The 19788-nt window shown below is 68.5% G+C and carries 14 protein-coding genes; 12 read left to right on the top strand and 2 right to left on the bottom strand.

Translation table 11 applies throughout. The annotated features are described in order from the left end of the window. Positions 1-49: 49 nt before the first annotated feature. Both E1165_RS16240 and E1165_RS16235 read right to left on the bottom strand, forming a co-directional pair. Positions 50-2503 carry a glycoside hydrolase family 2 protein gene (locus E1165_RS16240; RefSeq protein WP_132392310.1) on the bottom strand — a complete coding sequence of 818 codons (2454 nt, stop codon included), beginning with the start codon at positions 2501-2503 and terminating at the stop codon, positions 50-52. A gap of 289 nt (positions 2504-2792) precedes the next feature. Then, entirely contained in the window at positions 2793-4052 is a 1260-nt protein-coding gene (locus E1165_RS16235; RefSeq protein WP_165945240.1) for an ROK family transcriptional regulator, read from the bottom strand. 184 nt (positions 4053-4236) lie between these two features. On the opposite strand from E1165_RS16235, the gene E1165_RS16230 reads away from it, so the two are divergent. The 12 genes from E1165_RS16230 to E1165_RS16175 all read left to right on the top strand — a co-directional run. Continuing rightward, positions 4237-5745, top strand: coding sequence for a cellulase family glycosylhydrolase (locus E1165_RS16230; RefSeq protein ID WP_132392306.1), 1509 nt, complete (start codon positions 4237-4239; stop codon positions 5743-5745). A gap of 353 nt (positions 5746-6098) precedes the next feature. Further along, positions 6099-6779 (top strand): maleylpyruvate isomerase family mycothiol-dependent enzyme, encoded by a 681-nt coding sequence (locus E1165_RS16225; RefSeq protein WP_243704810.1) that lies wholly within the window; start codon positions 6099-6101, stop codon positions 6777-6779. Positions 6780-6916: 137 nt separating this feature from the next. Continuing rightward, positions 6917-7597 carry a LysE family translocator gene (locus tag E1165_RS16220; protein ID WP_243704809.1) on the top strand — a complete coding sequence of 227 codons (681 nt, stop codon included), beginning with the start codon at positions 6917-6919 and terminating at the stop codon, positions 7595-7597. A gap of 78 nt (positions 7598-7675) precedes the next feature. After that, a complete protein-coding gene (locus tag E1165_RS16215) occupies positions 7676-8122 on the top strand; it encodes a hypothetical protein (protein ID WP_132392304.1) in 447 nt (148 codons plus the stop codon). A 421-nt stretch (positions 8123-8543) separates the two neighbouring features. Beyond that, a complete protein-coding gene (locus E1165_RS16210; protein WP_132392302.1) occupies positions 8544-9827 on the top strand; it encodes an ABC transporter substrate-binding protein in 1284 nt (427 codons plus the stop codon). Positions 9828-9899: 72 nt separating this feature from the next. After that, entirely contained in the window at positions 9900-10853 is a 954-nt protein-coding gene (locus tag E1165_RS16205; protein ID WP_132392328.1) for a carbohydrate ABC transporter permease, read from the top strand. 184 nt (positions 10854-11037) lie between these two features. Continuing rightward, entirely contained in the window at positions 11038-11838 is an 801-nt protein-coding gene (locus E1165_RS16200; RefSeq protein ID WP_243704808.1) for a carbohydrate ABC transporter permease, read from the top strand. Further along, positions 11835-13889 (top strand): family 43 glycosylhydrolase, encoded by a 2055-nt coding sequence (locus tag E1165_RS16195; RefSeq protein ID WP_132392298.1) that lies wholly within the window; start codon positions 11835-11837, stop codon positions 13887-13889. The genes E1165_RS16200 and E1165_RS16195 overlap by 4 nt, the downstream gene beginning before the upstream one ends. Before the next feature lie 178 nt (positions 13890-14067). Further along, positions 14068-16410 carry an NEW3 domain-containing protein gene (locus tag E1165_RS16190; RefSeq protein ID WP_132392296.1) on the top strand — a complete coding sequence of 781 codons (2343 nt, stop codon included), beginning with the start codon at positions 14068-14070 and terminating at the stop codon, positions 16408-16410. Between the two features lie 327 nt (positions 16411-16737). After that, entirely contained in the window at positions 16738-17520 is a 783-nt protein-coding gene (locus E1165_RS16185) for a hypothetical protein (RefSeq protein ID WP_132392294.1), read from the top strand. Positions 17521-18238: 718 nt separating this feature from the next. Further along, positions 18239-19087 carry a GDSL-type esterase/lipase family protein gene (locus tag E1165_RS16180; RefSeq protein WP_132392292.1) on the top strand — a complete coding sequence of 283 codons (849 nt, stop codon included), beginning with the start codon at positions 18239-18241 and terminating at the stop codon, positions 19085-19087. Positions 19088-19315: 228 nt separating this feature from the next. After that, positions 19316-19788, top strand: a 473-nt coding sequence (locus E1165_RS16175; RefSeq protein WP_165945239.1) for an RICIN domain-containing protein, incomplete at its 3' end; no start/stop codon positions are given.

The following is a 19788-nucleotide window of genomic DNA, read 5'->3' as shown; positions in this document are numbered from 1 at the left end:
CGCGTTCGGGCTCGGTTTCGTCGACGAACGGGCACAGTGAACGCGGCCTCTATCGGAGGCTCTCGGCGGCCCGAGCTGCCGTGTTGGCGCAGCGCAACACGCCTGGACGCAGCAAGGCGGACGGTGGCTGGATGTCCGCCGTCGTGCGTACGAAGATTCTGTGGATCTGGCCGGGCGTGAGTGAGACGAGCATGTCGTCGACGACCGCGTCGGGTGCGACCTTGTCGGCTAGCAAGGCGAGGTCTCGGACGTACGAGTTGGCTCGTACGTCGACCCGGTAGCCGCCGGCCGCGGGTGTGACGCTCGCGGTGAACGGCGCCGGATCGTAGCTGAGATCGCGGTCCTCGGCGAACAGGTGGTGGACCTGGGCGCCGCCGGCAGTGGCGATCAGCACCTCCGCCCTCGGATCGGTGGGTTTGAGCAGGTCGTCGGTGAGGTTCAGCAGTGTGGTCGATCGAGGCGGGACGCTGAGCGGCAGCTCGGCGGTGGCGAGCAGGTCGCCGTCGAAGGTCTGTCTGCTTGCGAGGACGGTACCCGTCCAGGGCTGGTCATGGTCGTTGACCGCGACCAGCGCGGGCCTGCCCGCGCGGGGCTGGACGGTCAGCAGCCGGGGCGCGAACGCGTGTTTGATGGCGTAGTAGAGGGGCTTAAGTCGTTCGTCGCTGTCCACGGCGGACCATGAGGTGACCGGCCAGCAATCGTTGAGCTGCCAGACGAGGGCTCCCGCGGTGCGCGGCCACCAGGAGCGGAAGTGTTCGATGCCGAACGCCACCGCACGGGCCTGGTTGAGCTGGGTCGCCCAGTGCCACTGCTCGAAGTCGGCGGGGACCGGCAGGTGGGGTGCGAGGCCGCGGTGTAGCTTGCCGTTGCCGTCATCGGCCTTCTGGTGAAGCAGGAAGGCCGGCGAGGTGGGTGTCATCGGCTGGTCGTGGACCCACCGGGTGAGGGTGGCCCAGGTGGGTGGTCCCTGGAAGCCGAACTCGGCGCAGAACCGCGGAACGTGGTCGCGGTAGTAGGTGTAGTCCCGGACATTCCAGACGTCCCATTCGTGACGGGTGCCGTGGTCGGCGTCGTTGGGTGGCAGGTCGTCAGGGCTGTACGGGCTGCCCGGTGCGTAAGGGCGGGTGGGATCCAACTCGGCGACGAGCCTGGGCAGCAGTTCGGTGTAGTAGCCGATCCCCCAACTGCGTCCCTGCAGGCCGTCCCGCCAGCCCCAGTCGGTGTACGCGGGGAGGTTCTCGTTGTTGCCGTTCCACAACACGAGCGACGGGTGGGCGACCAGTCGGGTGATGTTCTCCCGGGCCTCGGCCTCGACCTCACCGCGCAGCGGCTCCTCCTCGGCGTAGAAGGCGCACGCGAAGGGGAAGTCCTGCCACACCATCACGCCGCGTTCGTCGCAGGTGTCGTAGAAGTCGTCGGTTTCGTAGATGCCGCCACCCCAGACCCGCAGCATGTTCATGTTCGCGTCGACGGCCTGGTCGATCCGGCGGGCGAGCCGCTCGGGGGTGATCCGGGTGAGGAAGTGGTCGTCCGGAATCCAGTTGGCGCCTTTGACGAAGACGCGTGTGCCGTTGACGACGAAGGTGAACGGCGTGCCGGTCTCGTCCGGCTCGGTGTCCACGGTGACCGTTCGGAACCCGATCCGGCGCCGGTCGGTGTCCACCGGCTCACCGTCGGCCAGGAGCGTGATGGTCAGCTCGTAGAGTGGCTGGTCACCGTAACCGACCGGCCACCACAGTCGGGCGTCCGGCACGAGGACGGTGACGTGTGCGGTGTCGCCGGAGACGGTTACCCGTTCCTCGCGGCCGCCGACCGTCACCACCGCGGTGTAGTCGCGGTCCGCGGCGCGGTCCAGTTCCAGGTGTACGTCGACCCGGCCGGTGCCGTCGGGGTCGACGGCGACGAGCGGGCGCACCTGGGACAGGCGGGCGCTGTCCCAGCGTTCCAGCCGTACGGGTTTCCAGAGGCCGGCGGTCTGTAGGTCCGGTCCCCAGTCCCAGCCGAAGGAGCATGCCATCTTGCGGATCGCGTTGTACGGGTGCGGATAGGCCCGCTGGCGCCAGCCGAGCCGGGCCTCCATCTGCTCGGCGTGGGTGAGCGCGGATCTCAGCGTCACCGTCAGGTCGTTGCCGCCGTCGCGCAACGACTCGGAGATGTCGAATCGGTAGCCGCGGTGCATGTTGGCGGTGTGGCCGAGTAGGTCGCCGTTCAGCTCGATGGTGGCGATCGTGTCGATGCCGTCGAAGACCAGCTCCACCCGCTCGCCAGGCCGAGGCGCCTGCGCCTGGAACCCGGTCGTGTACTGCCAGTCGACGCGGTGCATCCAGGTCAGTTCGGCCTCGTTCCGATCCAGGAAGGGGTCCGGGATGAGGCCTGCGGCCATCAGGTCGAGATGGGTGCCGCCGGGCACCTGGGCGGGCACCTGCCGTCCCACGAGGGCGTCCGGCACCGGCCCTCCCACGGCCCGCAGGAGCCAGCCGTCGTGCAGGGTCTCGTGCATCATCCGCCCTCTCGTCGTCGGTCGGCGACCGCATCCTTACGTAGGCAGCTTAAGTAAGTCAATGGCAGCTCAACGGACGATCGTGGCGAGGCACGCGTTCCGCCGCTGCCTGGCACCGCCTGTGCTACCGGAACCTATGACGACTTGCCGCGCCCGGAAACCGGCGGTGGAACCGCTAGAGCGGGTCGACCTGCCAGCCGCGCGGCAGAGCCTGTCCGGCCGCCCGGGGTCGGGCGTTCGACATCGACCCCGCCGAGGTGCCAAGCCCGGATACGAGCACCGGTGGGACGGGTCAGGGCGCCTCGCCCGCGCCGGCGGGCACCGGCCTGGCGACGTCCTCCGGGCGGGAGTGTGCCAGGGTCAGCTCGCTCTGCAAGACGAGGGCGGCCCCGCCGATCGCCGCCGCGTCCGACCCGTTGACCGACGGTACGACCCGCACCGGATGGGCGCGCCGGGCGAACGTGCGGCGGGTCACCTCCTGCTGGATAACCGCCTGGTAGATCGAGCTGGCGGCAGCGAAGCTCGGCCCGGCGAGGACGATCGTGTCCACGTCGAACAGGCTCGTCATGGTGACGGCGGCAGACCCGAGACAGCGGGCCGACTGCTCGACGAGGCCCCGGGCGGCGGGATCGCCGGCGACCGCCGCGGCCGCGACCCGCGCGAACTCGGTGAGGAAATCGGCGCCGGCCGGATCGAGCGCCAGCCGCTGAGCGAGTCCCGGTGTCGCCAGAGCCTGCCGGACCAGAGCCGACGGACCGGCGTAGTTTTCCAGGCAGCCGACGTTGCCACACGGGCACTCGTCGCCGTTGACGTCGATCGAGATGTGGCCGATCTCCACACTGTTCGAGGAACTGCCCCGATAGACCTCACCGGCGACCACGACCCCACCGCCGATGCCGGTGGCCATGTAGATGCAGCCATAGGTGCTGCGTGGGTCTACCGCGCCCATCCAGTACTCGCCGATGGCGGCCGCCACGGCGTCGTTGTCGAGCAGGACGGGCAGCCCGAGGCTCTCCGAGAGCCGCCGCGCGACCGGGTAGTCGAGCCACTCGTCGGTCGGTTGCGGCGTCAACAGCACACCCACGCGCCGGTCCTGCGGGCCGTAGCTGACCAGGCCGACCCCCAGCACCTTGCCACGGTCGACCGCCGCCGTGGCCAGCAGCGCCTCGACCCGCGCGGCCACCAGCGGCAGCGCCTGCCCCGGCGGCATCGTCGCCACACCTTGGAACGAGGTGCGGGCCACCTGCCGACCGGCCAGGTCGACCACGACGATGACGCACGTGTTGCGCTCCAGCTGGACACCGACGCTGTAGCGAGCCGGCGGGTTGAGCTGGACCAGCGTGCGTGGCTTGCCGCCCGTCGGCGCACCCCGGCCGGCCTCGACGACCAGACCGTCGCCCATGAGCTCGCGCACGACCTCGGAGATCGTGGCTCCGGTGAGCCCCGTCGCCTCGGCGAGCTCGATCCGGGTGATCGTGCGCGCCGACCTGATCAGGTCGAGGACCAGGCCGCGGGTCTTCGGCCGGCTTGCCCAGATCGGGCTCGTCGCCACTCTCCTCCTCCCTTCCGCCGCTCTGCCAGGCCACACTTTACTTAACCCCCGCGCTGCGCCGCCCCCGTCGCCTCCTCTTGCAGCTGCCGGCCTCGGCCATGCGACGTATTGACTTCCGTAACTAACCTAATAAAGGATGTCCGCAGCGCTCCCATCGATCCCTCACCATTCCCGAGGAGATCAGATGAAACACCGTCATGCACTACTGGCCGCCGGCGCCGCCAGCGCGCTGGCACTGGGTGGCATCGCAACGGCAACCCTTCCCGCCTCGGCGGCCGCATCCGGCTGCTCCGTCACGTACACCGTGCAGAGCCAGTGGAGAGGCGGCTTCACCGCCAACGTCGCCATCACCAACCTCGGTGACCCGATGTCGAACTGGACGCTCACCTTCGACTTCCCGAACGCCAGTCAGCGCGTCACGCAGGGTTGGAGTGCGACCTGGACGCAGTCCGGCGCCCACGTTTCCGCGGCCAGCATGACCTGGAACGGGTCACTGGGCACCGGCGCGTCCACCTCGATCGGGTTCCTCGGCGCGTGGAACGACGCCAACCCGGTACCCGCGTCATTCGCGCTCAACGGCACCACGTGCACGGGCTCGGTGACCACGCCGACCCCCAGCCCCACCACCGCCAGCCCGTCCCCGAGCACCACAACGCCACCTCCGAGTGGTCCGGCGCCCGAGCTGCGCGTGTCCGGCAACAAGATCGTCACCGAGGACGGCAAGGCGTACCGGCTGCTGGGCGTGAGCCGCTCCAGCGGCGAGTTCGCCTGCGTACAGGGCAAGGGCCTGTGGGACTCCGGACCGGTCGACCAGGCATCCGTCGACGCGATGAAGACCTGGAACATCCACGCCGTCCGGATCCCGCTGAACGAGGAATGCTGGCTGGGCGTCAACGGCTCACCCAGCGGCGCCGCCTACCAACAGGGCGTCAAGGACTACGTCAACCTCTTGGTCGCCAACGGCATCAACGTCATCCTCGACCTGCACTGGAACTGGGGCGCCTACACGAACAGCCCGGACTGGCACTGCAAGGACGAACACGCCACCTGCCAGAAGCCGATGCCGGACGCGCGGTACGCCCCGCAGTTCTGGACCGGCGTCGCCAACGCGTTCAAAGGCAACGACGCAGTCGTCTTCGACCTGTTCAACGAGCCGTACCCGGACATGCCCGCCGAATGGAACAAGACCCTGGGCTGGCAGTGCCTGCGCGACGGCGGCAACTGCACCGGCCTCCCCTACGAGGCCGCCGGTATGCAGGACCTCGTCGACGCGGTCCGCGCCACCGGCGCCACCAACCTGCTCATGGTCAGCGGCCTGGAATGGACCAATGACATGCGCGAATGGCTGACGTACAAGCCGAACGACCCGCTCAACAACATCGCCGCCTCCTGGCACGCGTACAGCTTCAACGCCTGCGCGACGGAGTCCTGCTGGGACAGCCAGATCGCCCCGCTCGCGCGGCAGGTGCCGGTCGTTATCGGTGAGTTCGGCCAGGACAACTGCGGCTTCGACTACATGCAACGGCTGGTCACCTGGGCCGACGCGCACGACATGGGATACCTGGCCTGGACCTGGAACCCTTGGGGCTGCACCGGCGGAGCCGTGCTCATCAAGGACTGGGCCGGCACACCAGAACCCGGTGTCGGCGAGGGCTACAAGGCCCATTTGCTGGCCCAAAGCCCGTACGTCTGACCCGACCTCGCGGTGACTCCGGCCTACCCCAGGCCGGAGTCACCGCCTCGGTGTGGCAGGGGAGCCAGCCAGGCCCGTTCGTCCCGCGCTCGACGTCGGTGACCGTCACCTTCCGGCCGAGAGGGCTTCCGACCGCGCCGGGCGTTCTGGCCCGCGCGGATCAGGGGGTCCGGTGAAGCGGTGCCGACGTGAACGACCTGGATGACCAGCCCGATCTTGATGTCGTTTGGTCGCCGCGTCCTCCTTCCCGGTCTACCAAGTCCCGCAGGCGATGCCCGCTGGAGCCTTTGGTCGGGCTGTAGGCTGCATTGATAATCAACTGGCAGATGCGCCCAGATGAGCTGGTGTCCTGGGTGTCCCGAGCCCATGGTCGTCTCCTTCACCTCGCCGATCGCCTTGACGACGAGCAGTTGAGGGCCGACTCGTTGCTGCCCGGATGGACGCGGGCGCACGTGTTGGCGCACCTGGCGGACAACGCGTGGGCCTTCGAGCGGCAGGCTCGCTGTGCGTTACGGGGCGAGCTGGTCGAGATGTACGACGGCGGCCAGGCCGCCCGCGACTCGTCAATCGAACAGTGGGCCCCGCGCCCCCGGTCGGTGCTGCTCCAGCACTTGAGCGAGGCGCAGAAGGCATTGGAGGACGTCTGGAGTACGTTCACTGGTGCCGACTGGTCCAGGCCGGTCCGTTTCCGCAACGCGACCGTCCTGGACACGGTGCTGGCCCGTTGGCGGGAGGCGGAAATCCACGCTGTCGACCTCGATCTCGGCTACACCCCTCGGCAGTGGCCTGTGGTGTTCGCGCTGCACGCACTGGACTTCCTGGCGGCCCGTTCCCCGGTCGGTCTTCAGCTGACTCTTCGAGCCGACGACGTCGACGTCATCCGCGCCGTCGGGGCCGGCACTCCAGTCGAGGTGACGGGAGCGGCACATGACCTGGCCGCTTGGATGGCGGGCCGGGCCACCGACGGCGCCCTCTCTACCCCGTCCGGGACGCTGCCGCCGTTGGGGCCGTGGCCACCAGACCCGGCAGACTGACACGGGGCGCTCAGCTCGATACGTCATGCGGTGGTCACCGATCTCCTGGTCGGTGAGGAGCCGCGCACAGGATCTCCACCAGCGCCGGTAGGGTGGCGCGGGCGTTGCCACCATGCTGGGCATCCAAAGTGGTTGAGGTGCAGTTGTCCCTCGGGCATGATCCGGCCATGGACTTCGCCGGCTCCTTACCCGCCTTTGTCGTCGCCGTAGTCTTGATCTCGGCCTCGCCCGGCCCGGCGATGGCACTGATCCTGCGTCGCGCTGCGGTTCGGGGGTTCGCCGGAGCAGTGCCGACGGTGCTCGGGCTGGAGGCTGGCCTGTATCTGTGGGCGTTGTTCGCCGCCGCCGGGCTGGCGGCGCTGGTGGCGGCCTCCGAGGTGGCGTTCATCGTGCTGCGGGTGATCGGTGCGGGGTTTCTCCTGTACCTGGGCATCAAGGCGTGGCGTTCGGCGTGGCGCAGCCGCCGGACCGTAACGGCACCGGGCGACGATGATGAGGTGCCGGGGGAGTCGGCGCGCGGCTGGGCGAAGGCGTTCGGAGAAGGTGCGGTGGTGATGCTCGCCAACCCCAAGGCGGCCGCTTTCATGATTGCCTTCTACCCGCAGTTCGTGCCCGCCGACCGCCCCTTGTTCGCCATGACGGCGCTTCTTGCGCTGCTTCAGGTGGGAATCGAGATCGTCCTGTATCTGGTGCTGGCGGCCCTGGTCGGCCGAGCCAGCAGCTGGTTCCGTCGGTCCGCCGTCCGTCGCCGGCTCGACGCGGTCAGCGGCACCGTTCTGGTCGGGCTCGGAGTACGGATGGCCGTCGACGGTCGCTGACCGGCGCGTGTCCATCGCAGGTTCGGCCGTGTTCCAAAAAGTGGGTGCGCCGGTGGGCGACCGCGACAAGGATATCGGATGGACCAGAGCCGGGCCATGTTCGTGGAGCGCTGCGCCGTCCCGGAGGTGGACAAGTCCCGGTGGGTCGCTCATTACCTGCTCCAGTGGACTACCCCGGACCGGTCTGAAGCCCGTTACGAGATCACCGCCCACGGGCTGCGTCTTGTCATCGACGTAGACCAGCCCGCCTGGCGGGATGTGGACGGCGGCTTGCGGGTGTCCCACCTGCAGACCGGCCTGTTCTCTGGGCCCGTCGGATCGACCGTCGGTACGCGCCGGCACGTTGATGGCCTCACCGTCGTGACCGCCCAGCCGGAACGGCGGCTGTTTCTGCCCACGGGTGGCCGCGTCGAAGTCGAGATGCGGGCCTCGGCGGATCCGACGGTGATGCTGGCGTTCTGGCTCGTCGGTTCTGAGGAGTCGCCGAGCTATCCGGCCGCGTTCTTGTCGCCCGCTGGCGGGTGAACACGGCTGGACCCTGGCGGAGGCCGCCGGCGACGCGACGCCGGACCGGTTGCCGCGGCTGTCGAACCGGTCGGCGTGAGGTGCCAACGCCGCTCGCGATGACCTGGGGCCGGGGGTCAGACGTCGGTGTCAGTTCCATGCCTGAATGACGTTCCGCCCTCGGTCGGACATCGGTCGTTAGTGTCTGCGGGTCGTTGACGGACTCCGTGGCGCTGAGTATCGTCACACGTCATACCAGTCGATTGATGTTGGTCGAGATCTGTTGTCCGGCCTCGCCGCGTGGGGGCGATCGCGACAGGGCCGTCGCTCACCTGTGAGTCGCACGTGGGGTGACCACGTCGCCTCCGCCTGCGGTCTTGCCGGTATCTGGTTCATCCAGTTCACCGCAATCGCAAGAGCTGGCGCAGCTCATCACTGCCGTATGGAGGGCCGCTTGAAGCGCGTCATCACCACCGCAGCATCCTTCGCCACGGCCGCGCTCTTGGTGGTCGGCTGTACGCCAGGATCGAGCGGCGACTCCGGATCGTCCGACTCGAAGTCGTTCGAGTTCTGGTCGTTCACCGGGATCGACCAGAAGACCGACGTCGAGGCATACAAGAAGAAGCACCCGGACATCAACATCAAGCTCACCGAGGTGGGCAGCACGAGCGAGACGGCCCAGGCACTCACCGCGGCACTGGCCGGCGGCAAGGTGCCCGACCTCGTGCTGATCCAGGGCGACGATCTGCCGAAGTTCATGCAGTCCCCGGACAATTTCATGGACCTGTCCACGCTCGGCGCCGACAAGATGAGGGGCGACTATCTCGACTGGGTGATGAAACAGTCGACGGCCGAGGACGGCAAGATCATCGGAGTGCCGACGGATGTCGGCGGCATGGCGGTCGTGTACCGCACCGACCTGTTCAAGGCCGCCGGTCTGCCCACCGACCGGGACCAGGTCTCCAAGCTGTGGCCGACCTGGGACGCGTTCGCGCAGGTCGGCAAGCAGTACGTCCAGGCGACCGGCAAGCCGTTCCTGGACAACACGCCGACGAGCGTCTTCTTCCAGGCGGTCAACCAGGGAACGGAGCGCTACTACGACGCGGAACGCAAGCTGTCGTACGACAAAAACCCCCAGGTCAAGGCCGCTTTCGACCTCACGCTGAAGGTCTATGAGTCGGGAATCTCGGCCAAGATCACCTCGTGGTCTCCCGGATGGACCGCGGGTATGAGCAAGGGTGACTTCGCGGCGATGTCGGCGCCGGCGTGGATGCTCAACGCGATCAAGACCAACGCCCCCGATACCGCCGGCAAGTGGGATGTCGCCACCATTCCCGGTGGCTCGGGAAACTGGGGTGGCAGCTACCTCGCCATTCCCAAGCGGGCGAAGAACCCGAAGGCGGCCTGGGACTACATCGCCGAGATGCAGTCCCCCGAGGGCCAGCTCAACAACTTCCTGTCGAAGGGGAATCTGCCCACAACGCCGTCGGTCTACACGGACCCTAGGCTGCTGGAGAGGACCGAGCCGTTCTTCTCGAACGCACCGATCGGCAAGATCTACACCGAGTCCGTGGTGAATATCAAGCCCTTCTACATCGGTCCGGAGGACGCCACCATCGGCAGTGAACTGCTCAACACCCTCACCAGCGTCGAGCAGGGCAAGGTCGAGCCAGCCAATGCGTGGAACACCGCGCTGACCAACGTCAAGAACGCCCTCCGCGGCTGAATCGACGACTGATATGCGGCGGCCGGCGCGGGCCGGCCGCCGCACGTCGGGAAGGTGAGCGCTGTGACCACCATGCTCAGCCCGGCCGCGGCCCCGAAGGCCACCGCCAGGCCCACCCGCAACCGCCGCATCCAGCAGGGCTTACGCGAGCGACTGGCGCCCTACGTGTACGTGGCGCCGTTCTTTCTGCTCTTCTTCGTCTTCGGCCTCTTCCCGCTGCTGTTCACGTTCTACGTCGCCCTGTTCGACTGGGATCCGATCGGCGAGCGACGCTACGTGGGGCTGGCCAACTTCGCCGAACTCGTTGACGACCCGCGGTTCTGGGGCGCGCTGCGTAACACGTTCAGCATCTGGGTGCTGTCGACGGTTCCGCAGTTGCTGCTCGCGCTCGGCGTGGCGCACATGCTCAACCACGTACGGCTGCGGGCGGCCACGCTGTTCCGCATGTCGATGCTCGTTCCCTACGTCACCTCCGTGGCGGCGACGACCATCGTCTTCGCCCAGCTCTTCGACCGCGACTACGGCATGCTCAACTGGTTCCTCGGACTGTTGGGTTTCCCGCATGTCGACTTCACCGCGTCGGTGTGGGGGAGCCACATCATGATCGCCGTGATGGTCGCGTGGCGGTGGACCGGATACAACACCCTGCTGTATCTCGCCTCGCTCCAGACGGTGCCCCGCGAGCTGTTCGAAGCCGCCGCGGTGGACGGTGCCAACGGCTGGAACCAGTTCCGTCACATCACCATCCCCGCGCTGCGGCCGATCATCGTGTTCACCGTCGTCACGTCGACGATCGGCGGGTTGCAGATCTTCACCGAGCCGCTGCTGGCCAATCCGGTGGGTGGGTTGACGTGCGGTGCGGCGCGGCAGTGCCAGACCCTCACCCTCTTTCTCTACGAACAGGCCTTCGGCCGGTTCCACTTCGGCTACGGCGCCGCCGTCGGCGTCGCGCTCTTCGTCATGGTCGTGATCGTCGCGGCGATCAACTACCTGCTGGTCACCCGCATCCGCTCGGAGCGTCCTTGACGTCCTCGACTTGCTCGAAGGCGGGGGACTGCGACGCTCCGCTTCGCCTGTCCCGTTGGGCGGGTGGTCCGAATTCCTACCTACGGCCAACGCCGGGTCTCCTTCGGAGGTTTCGATGAATCCCGCGTCCTCCACCGTCAGGCGCGCACCGCACCGCCGGCGCAGTTCCGACCAGGTCCCCTTGGTGGTGTACGCGGTGCTCGGCGTCATGGTGGTCCTCAGCGTGTTCCCGCTCTACTGGATGTTCGTGGTCGCCACCACGGACTCGGCCACCGCGACGAGCCTGCCGCCGCACGTCCTGCCGGGCGGCAACTTCTTCTACCTGGCCGGCCTGGTCTTCGACACCGTGCCGTTCGTGCAGGCACTCCTGAACAGCGTCGTCGTGGCGACCTCGATCGGCGTGGGCCAGGCGCTGCTGTGCGCGCTGGCCGGTTTCGCCTTCGCCAAGCTGTCCTTCCGGGGCCGCAACACGCTCTTCCTCATCGTCGTGCTGACGATGACGGTGCCGGCCCAGCTTTCCGTCGTACCGCAGTATCTGATCATGTCCCGGCTCAACTGGGTGGACACCCTTCAGGCGTTGATCGTTCCCGGCCTGGTCAGCGCGTTCGGCATCTTCTGGATGCGCCAGCACATCGTCGGCACCATCGACGACGACCTGATGAACGCCGCCCGCGTGGACGGCGCGACGACCTGGCAGATCTTCTGGCGCATCGCCTTCCCGCTGGTCCGCCCGGCGGCGCTCGTCCTGGGACTGTTCGGATTCGTCAACGCCTGGAACGACTTCCTGTGGCCGTTCATCGTGCTGAAGTCCCCGGAGCGGTACACGGTCCAGATCGCCATCAAGGCGCTGCAGAACAACCGGGACATCGACCTGGGCCTGGCCATGTCAGGCTCGTTCCTGGCCACACTGCCGCTGCTGGTGTTGTTCGTCTTCATCGGGCGCCGTCTGGTACAGGGAATCATGGAAGGAGCGTTCAAAGGTTGACAAGCTCCAGTGCCGCCCCCCAGGCCCGCGTGGTGCTGCCGTCGGTCCTCCGCGCGGGCACCATCCTGCCGGCCGGTGTCCGGCTCACCACCGACCATCCCGATGTCGATGCCACCGCCGGTGTGATCACCAGCCGTGCGGCGGCCGCGGTCGTCGCCCGTATCACGGTGCCGAGCGCGCCCGAAGTCACGGACACGTTCGATGTCACGGTGCTGCCGGCGGACGCGCCGCTACTGCTGGCCGGCACCCGGTGCCCGGCCACCGACCCGGCGGTCTACGCACCGCGTATCGCGTTCAGCCTGCACCTGGCTCTGGCAACGCCGGACGGCGCGGTCACCCGGCTCAACGACGACCGTGGGGTCCTGTTCCCCCGCGCGGTTCCCACCGAGCACGTTGACGTCCATCGCGTGCGTGCCCTCACCGACCCGTGGGTGTTCGCGGTCCCCGGCGGGTACGCCGTCGTCGGCTCGCCCGCCCTGCCGGACGGTTCGCCGGAGCCGACGGCCAGCTCGGCGATCCTGCTGTTCCAGTCACCCGACCTCATCCGGTACGAGGAGATCGGGCTGGTCCAGGTGGCCGCCGGCGGCGGCGTGCGGCAGCCGCGCGGGGTGCACGACCAGGCACGCGCGGAGTTCGTGGTGTGGTGGACCGATGACGAGGGTGGAACGTGGTCCTGCACCGCGGCCGAGCTGGGCGGACCGTGGGCACCTCCGGTCCCGGCGGCACCCGTGGTGCCCACGCCACCGATACCCGACGGGGCACCCGACCACGTCCTGACCTCTGCGCTGCCGCTCGGCGAGGCCGACGCCCTGCGGCTACGGCGCCGGTTCGGGCGCATCCGCAACATCGCCGTCGAGGTCCCCCCGATCGAGGCCACCATCGGGGAGATCGCCCGTGAGCTGCCGTGGGCGCGGCTGACCTACGACGACGGCTCCACCGCGCGGCGTCCGGTCGACTGGGACCCGGACAGCCTCGCCGGGGTCGAATGGGACCGGCCGGGGGAGTACGCGGTGGCCGGCAGGGTGCGACAACGTGTGTATCCGTTCCCCTTCGTCGTCGATCGCGCCGATCCCACCGTGCTCGCCCACCGTGGCCGGTACTACCTCATCGCGACGGACGATCCCGGCGGTGACTGTGTGACCCCGACCAAGCTGCTGATCCGCGTCGCGGACAGCATCGCCGGGCTCGCCACCGCGCCGGATCACGCCATCCTCGAGGTCGGCACGGCGGGTATCGCCGGCTGCTTCTGGGCCCCCGAGCTGCACCTGATCGGGGATCGTCTGCACTGCCTCTTCGCCCCCAGCATCGGGGAAGCGGACTGGAGGCGGGTGCGCTGCCACGTGATGCGGCTGCGTCACGGCGGGGACCCGGTGGTCGCCGCGGACTGGGAGCCGCCCCGCCCGGTACTCCAGTCGGACGGTTCGCCCCTGCAGCGTGACCCCGGGCACCCGGGGCTCAGCCTGGACATGACCTACGTCGAGGACGCCGGGCGGCACTACATGATCTGGTCCCAGCGGTACATCACCGACCGCATCGGCGACGCCGAACTCTGGATCGCGATGATCGATCCTGCCGTCCCGTGGCGGCTGACCAGCGATCCGGTCCGCATCGTCACCGCCGAGTACGGGTGGGACCACGAGGTCGCCGAAGGGCCGTTCGCGCTGCGGCACGGCGACCGTCTGGTGGTCACCTACTCCGGCTCCCAGGTGGGGCCGACTTACGCGGTCGGTGCGATCGAGGCGCCCAGCGGTGCCGACCTGCTCGACCCGGATACCTGGACCAAGGCGCACGCACCGGTGCTCGGTACCACCGGCGACTTCAGCCACTGGGGGCCCGGTCACAACACGTTCAGTCGCGACGAGGACGGCCTGGAACTTGTCGTCTTCCATGCGCATCCCGGGATCACCGCGCGCGGGCGGTGCGTGGCGCTGCGCCGCGTCCACTGGGCCGCCGACGGGCACCTGGTGCTCGATCAGCGACCCGATGAGGAGGTCGCGCCGCACCTGCGTCGGGTTCGCACGGCCGTACGCGTCGCCGCCCGCACCGGGTAGCGGGCACCGTCGGCGCCGGCGGTGCGAACCGGGTCCAGCTGGTCGAGGCGCTCGGCCGGACCGCGACTCCCGGCCGGGCGCTGGTGCTGCCGGTCGCCGGCGCGACCCCGGAATCAAACGTCGAAGGAGATGATCCGCTGTGCGTCGCTCGTTGGCCCGCCACACGCGCGGAGCCGCCATGGCGGTGGCCGCTGCCCTGACCGCGATCGGTGTACTCGTTCTGTTCGCACCATCCGCACAAGCCCGTTCCGCAGAACACGTCATCGTGGTCGCGCCACCCGGCACCGAGAACGCCAGTGACCGCGGCCCGGGTACCGTCGAACGGCCGTTGGCCACCCTCAAGGAGGCACAACGGCGAGCACGCGCGGCGGCGGGCAAAGGCGACCGTGACGTCGCTGTCGTGCTGCGCAGCGGCACGTACCGGTTGAGCGAGCCGCTGCGGTTCGACGCCGCGGACTCCGGCCGCGGTGGTCACACGGTCACCTGGCGGGCGTCGGGTGGAGCGGCCGTCCTCAGCGGAGCTCAGCCGGTCACCGGTTGGCAGCTCGACGACGCCGAGAAGGGCATCTACAAGGCACACGTCGGTACCGGCTTCGACACCCGCCAGCTGTACGTCGACGGAGTCTTGGCACAGCGGGCCCGGATCCGGCTCGCCCGTACCGACATCACGCTCAACCCGACCGGCTTCACCCTCGACAACCCGGAGCTGGCCTACCTGGCCACGTTGCCGGACCAGCAACGCATCGACTTCCAGGCGATGCAGTCGTTCACCAACCGGTTCGTACCGGTGCAGAGCATCTCCGGCATGACCGTCGTCATGCAACAACCCGCCTGGGACAACAACACATACGGGTACGACGCACTCCAGGCCCCGTTTCGCGCGCCGACCTACTTCCTGCTGAATTCAAAGCACTTCCTGGACCAGCCCGGTGAGTGGTACCTCGACACCACGACCGGGACGCTGTACTACAAGCCGGTGCCGGGGCAGGACATGCGGCGTGCGCGGGTCGAGCTGCCGCGACTGGAGTCTCTGCTCCAGGTGGGTGGCACCTATGACGAACCGGCCCGGAACCTACGGTTTCAAGGGCTGACCTTCACCGGTACCACGTGGCTGCGTCCCAGTTCACCTGACGGGTACGCGAGCCAGCAGACCGGCGTGTTCATCAGCGGTGTCCAGCCTGACCGCCCCGCCGACGCGTTCACCTCCTGTGCGGCCGGCTGCCGAGGATTCGAAGGATCCCGCGACGGCTGGGCGCAGGCAGCCGCCGCAGTGCAGGTCTCGGCGGCCGACGGCATCGGTTTCCACGACAACACGTTCGTCAACCTCGGCTCCATCGCACTCGGGATCGGCAACGACGCCAACGCCCATGCCACCGGCGTCGGGCTGGGTGCCCACGACGTGTCGGTGGTCGGCAACACGTTCACCGCCAGCGCGGGGGGTGGCATCATGGTCGGCGGCGTGCGTCCGGACGCGCACCACCCATCAGACCCCCGCATGGTCAACAGTGACATCCACATCAGCGACAACCGGCTCCACGCGTCGGTCCTCGAGTACCTCGATCAGGACCCGATCTTCGCCTCCTACGTCACCCGGCTCGCCATCGAGCACAACTACATCGATGGCGCGCCGTACACCGGCATCGGCCTCGGCTACGGGTGGGGCGCGAACGACCCCGGCGGCAGCCCGGAGTACCTCGACCGGGGCCTCTACGAGTTCCAGCCGATATACCAGACCCCGACGACGCTGAGCGACGTTCGTGTGGTCGGCAACCACGTGCGCAATGTCGTGCAGACGATGTTCGACGCCGGCTGCATATACACCCTGTCGGCGATGCCCGGCAGCACGATCGAGGAGAACTTCTGCGAGAGCAGTGGCCAGCTCGGCCTCTACTTCGACGAGGGATCTCGACATCTGACCGTCCGCCGCAACGTGTTCATCGACACCGCCGAACAATGGGCGCACGCCAACAACCAGAACGGAAACCGCACCGGCGACCTGACCCTGATCGACAACTATGCGACCAACCCGGCCATCACCGGCATCGTCGATGGCAGCCGCGGCAACATCACCCGGGGAAACGTCACCATCACCGCCGCGAACCTCCCGATCGAGGCCAGCCGCGTCATGTACCGGGCTGGCCCGACGGGCACGTACCGCGGCCCTGTCGACCCGAATCGGCCCCCGGTCGGTGCCGCCCTGTCGGCTGATCCGGCCGCCGTCAGCGCTGGCGGCACCACCACGGTCACCGTGACCGTCGGGAACGTCGGCGACACGATCGCGTCTGGTCTGACCGCCGTGATCGCGGTGCCGGATGGCTGGCGCGCCGTGCGTACCGGACCGGCGTTGCTGCCGCGGCTCGCCCCGGGCGTCACGCGGGAGGTGTCGTGGCAGGTAACCGCACCAGCGTCGTTCTCCACCCCGGCTGCCCGGGCGGCGGTCACGGCCACGGTGGGCTTCCGAACCGGTCAAAGCCGGCACGAACTGACCAGAATGCTGTACGTGACGCCGTCACCCCGTTGATGTCATGGCCGGGTGCGGGTTGTTGCCGAGCCAGCGGCGAGGCCCTGCTCGCACCGTCGATCACCCGCGAGCTCATCGTCCGTCAACAGCCGCCTAACCGCGAAGACCCACGTCAGCATCCGGGGAAGTGAGGCTTCGACCACCGTCAAGGCTCTGGTCGGGCTCGTGGTTGCAAGGTAGGCCCGTGACATGATGGCGCCTATGGGGAAACAGCAGGACGTCGGCGGCGCCAACCGTCACAGTGGGCCAGATGCCGCCGCGGACGGTGCGACGGGTGGCGGCGTCGATGCGCGGCTCGCCGTCGCGCAGGACCCCACCACGCCACAGATGACCCTCATCGACCTGGCGTCCGATCCGTCGGCCGTGGTCCGTAAGGCGGTCGCGACCCGCACCGACGCGCCCGCGCAGGCACTGCGACCGCTGACCCGGGACCACGATCGCCATGTCCGGGAGGCTGTGGCGAGAAACCCCTCGGCCTCGGTCGCCAATCTCCTGCTACTCGTCAAGGACGCCGACCGGTGGGTCCGCTGGGCGGTCGCCGGCAACCCGGCCTGCAACGAGTCGATTCGCCGGGTGATGGCGGATGCTCCCGACAAGGAGCTTCGCGGTCTCCTCGCAGAGACGCGCGAACTGGAGCCCGAGCTGGCCGCGCGGCTGGTCGACGACGTCTCACCCGAGGTCCGGGAACGACTCGGCACCCACACCCACGACCCCGGCGTGATCACCGCCCTGATGGCCGATCGCACCGTACGCGTCCGCAAGGGGCTCGCCCGCAACCCGCGGACCACCACCGCCCAGCGCAGCGCACTCGCCCAGGATCCCGTGGCGGACGTCCGCGCCGCGCTAGTGCTCGCGGTCGAGCTGGACGAGGCGGATCTGCGACGCCTGGTTGACGACCGCTCGGTGCAGGTGCGGCTGGCGATGGCGACGTCGGAGGTGGTCCCGCCGCACATCCGGCAGGTGCTCTGCCGCGATCCCGACGAGATGGTTGCCGGCGCGGCGCGGGACTTCCGTCCCGGGTCGGGCAACGCTCCTGTGGTACGGGCGCCACGCATCGGTCACCGGGCCTCCGGGACGGGCCGAGGCCGACCGGGCGACGCCCGGCGCTGAGGCCGGCGGAACCGCCGTCATCCGCCCGCACTCGATTCCGGGACGCCGGCGTGTCCGGGCCGTGGCGATGACGCGACGTCCAGGAAGTCCAATCGATCATCCACCGTGCCTCCCGAGCGGCCCGAGGCGCACAGGATCCGGGCCGGAGCCCGGCAAGCCCTGCCTCACGCCGTGAGGCAGATGTCGTCCGGATCTCGCCCCGTCGGACGGTGACCGGCTGGGGCGACCCGACGATCAGAACCCTGACCCCGGCAGGTTTGCGCCGGCACGGTCAAGGTCACAAGCGGGCCGTTCTGATGCTGCGTCATTGCGCATCTCCGAGCGGTCGTCGCCGGTGGCCGTGACGCTCGCCCGCGCCCGGTTCCGCGGGGCAGTGACCGTCGGACACGGCGGGCTCCGCCAGTACCACATGGCGGCACGGACACGTAGTTAATTTCATCTTGCACCTAACGCGGGGAGCGACCTAACATATCGATGCGGGTCGAGATGTAACCGGACTCTCCTTCGGGTCGAAGGTTGTCGGATCGACAGAGCGAACGCTCGCCGTGATCAGTTCTCCATGGTGGCCACCGGTCGACACCTCGCGCGATGCCCCCCGTGGGTATGGCGTCGCCATAGCGATTGAGCCGGAGAAACGCGGCTTCATCCCCGTTGTATCCGCGCGACGGTCGCGCCGAATCCGGCGTCAAGTCTCGCGCCTCGCGAAGGAGAAGAAGAGTTGACAAAACGAGCCTTGGGCGCGCTTGTCATGGCGGTGGTGGCCGTCGTATCCATGATGATCGTCCAGCCGACGGCAAACGCTGCCGCAGCAACCCGGATCATGCTGCTCGGTGATTCCATCACCGGTTCGAACGGCTGCTGGCGTGCCTTGCTCTGGCAGCACCTGCAAGCCGCCGGATACACCAACGTCGACTTCGTCGGCACCCTGAGGAACCCTTACTGCTCCGGCTCGTTCGACATCGACAACGAGGGGCACGGTGGTTACTCGGCCACCGGGATCGCCGACAACAACCAGCTTCCCGGTTGGCTGTCCGCGTCCAGACCGGACATCGTGCTGATGATGCTCGGCACCAACGACGTGTGGGGCAACAGGGGCACGTCGAACATCCTCAGGGCGTACACCAAACTGCTCGGGCAGATGCGGGCCAACAATCCCAACGTCAAGGTGCTGGTCGCTCAGATCCTGCCGATGACGCCCAGCGGGTGCGGCAACTGCAACGCCAACGTCCAGAACCTGAACGCGGCCATCCCCGGCTGGGCCTCGTCGAACAGCACCAGCCGATCCCCGGTCCGAGTGGTCGACCAGTACACCGGATTCAACACCGCTCGGGACACCGTCGACGGTGTGCACCCCAACGACAGCACCGGCATCCGCAAGATCGAAGCAAGGTGGTACCCGGCCTTGACCGCGTTGCTCGGCGCCGCGCCGACGCCGACCGCGCCGGCCACCGCGCCCAACGGTTACCCGTACTGCGCGAGCAGCAGCAGTGATCCTGACGGGGATGGTTGGGGCTGGGAGAACAACCGGTCCTGCGTGGTGCGCGGCGGCCGGGCGGACACTCGATGACCCACTTCCGGACGCAGTGACACACAGTCGCCAGGCCCGTCCACATTGACTTGCTGAAACCCGCGCGGGTCGAGGTACTCGCTCTCGGGGACGGGCCGTCGTCCGCCACCCCGGCGATCCCTCGGGTGCATCCACCGCCCCTGGCACCACCGCACGATCCATCCCCCGACAGGAGGGCCTGTGTCTTCGTACCCCACTCATCCTCGTCGCCGGTGGCGTCGTTGGGCGATGCTCGCAGCTCCGGTTGCCGCCCTGGTCACCGCCAATGTCTATGTCGCCGTGCCGGCCTCGGCCGCGGTCGGCAACCCGTTGGTCAGTAGCAGTTCCAACCGGTGTCTGGACGTCATCGGTGGCCGGAACACCCAGGGCGCCGCAGTCGGTATCCACGACTGCCAAGGCGGCCAGAACCAGGGCTGGGTCTTCACCGGTGCCGGCGAGCTGCGCACGTTCAACGAGACCGCTTGTCTGGACGCGCCCACCAACGCCGCTGCCGGCGCTGCGCCGGTCATCTGGCCGTGCAACGGTGGCCAGAACCAGAAGTTCCGGCACAACGCCGACGGCAGCATCGTCGGTGGGCAGACCGGCCTCTGCCTCGACGTGAACCAGGGGGCTACCGCCAACGGCACCCGGGTCATTCTCTGGCACTGCAACGGTCAGGCCAACCAGCGTTGGTCCAGCACCACCCCGCCGCCCACCACCCC

It is taken from the genome of Micromonospora sp. KC723, from assembly GCF_004348595.1.
GTDB lineage: Bacteria > Actinomycetota > Actinomycetes > Mycobacteriales > Micromonosporaceae > Micromonospora.
This window is presented reverse-complemented; position numbering and strand designations above follow the sequence as displayed.

Coding starts and splice junctions, on each gene's coding strand:
- E1165_RS16215 (WP_132392304.1), top strand. CDS start 7,676: ATGGACCAGAGCCGGGCCATGTTCGTGGAGCGCTGCGCCGTCCCGGAG.
- E1165_RS16210 (WP_132392302.1), top strand. CDS start 8,544: ATGGAGGGCCGCTTGAAGCGCGTCATCACCACCGCAGCATCCTTCGCC.
- E1165_RS16185 (WP_132392294.1), top strand. CDS start 16,738: ATGACCCTCATCGACCTGGCGTCCGATCCGTCGGCCGTGGTCCGTAAG.
- E1165_RS16230 (WP_132392306.1), top strand. CDS start 4,237: ATGAAACACCGTCATGCACTACTGGCCGCCGGCGCCGCCAGCGCGCTG.
- E1165_RS16190 (WP_132392296.1), top strand. CDS start 14,068: ATGGCGGTGGCCGCTGCCCTGACCGCGATCGGTGTACTCGTTCTGTTC.
- E1165_RS16240 (WP_132392310.1), bottom strand. CDS start 2,503: ATGATGCACGAGACCCTGCACGACGGCTGGCTCCTGCGGGCCGTGGGA.
- E1165_RS16205 (WP_132392328.1), top strand. CDS start 9,900: ATGCTCAGCCCGGCCGCGGCCCCGAAGGCCACCGCCAGGCCCACCCGC.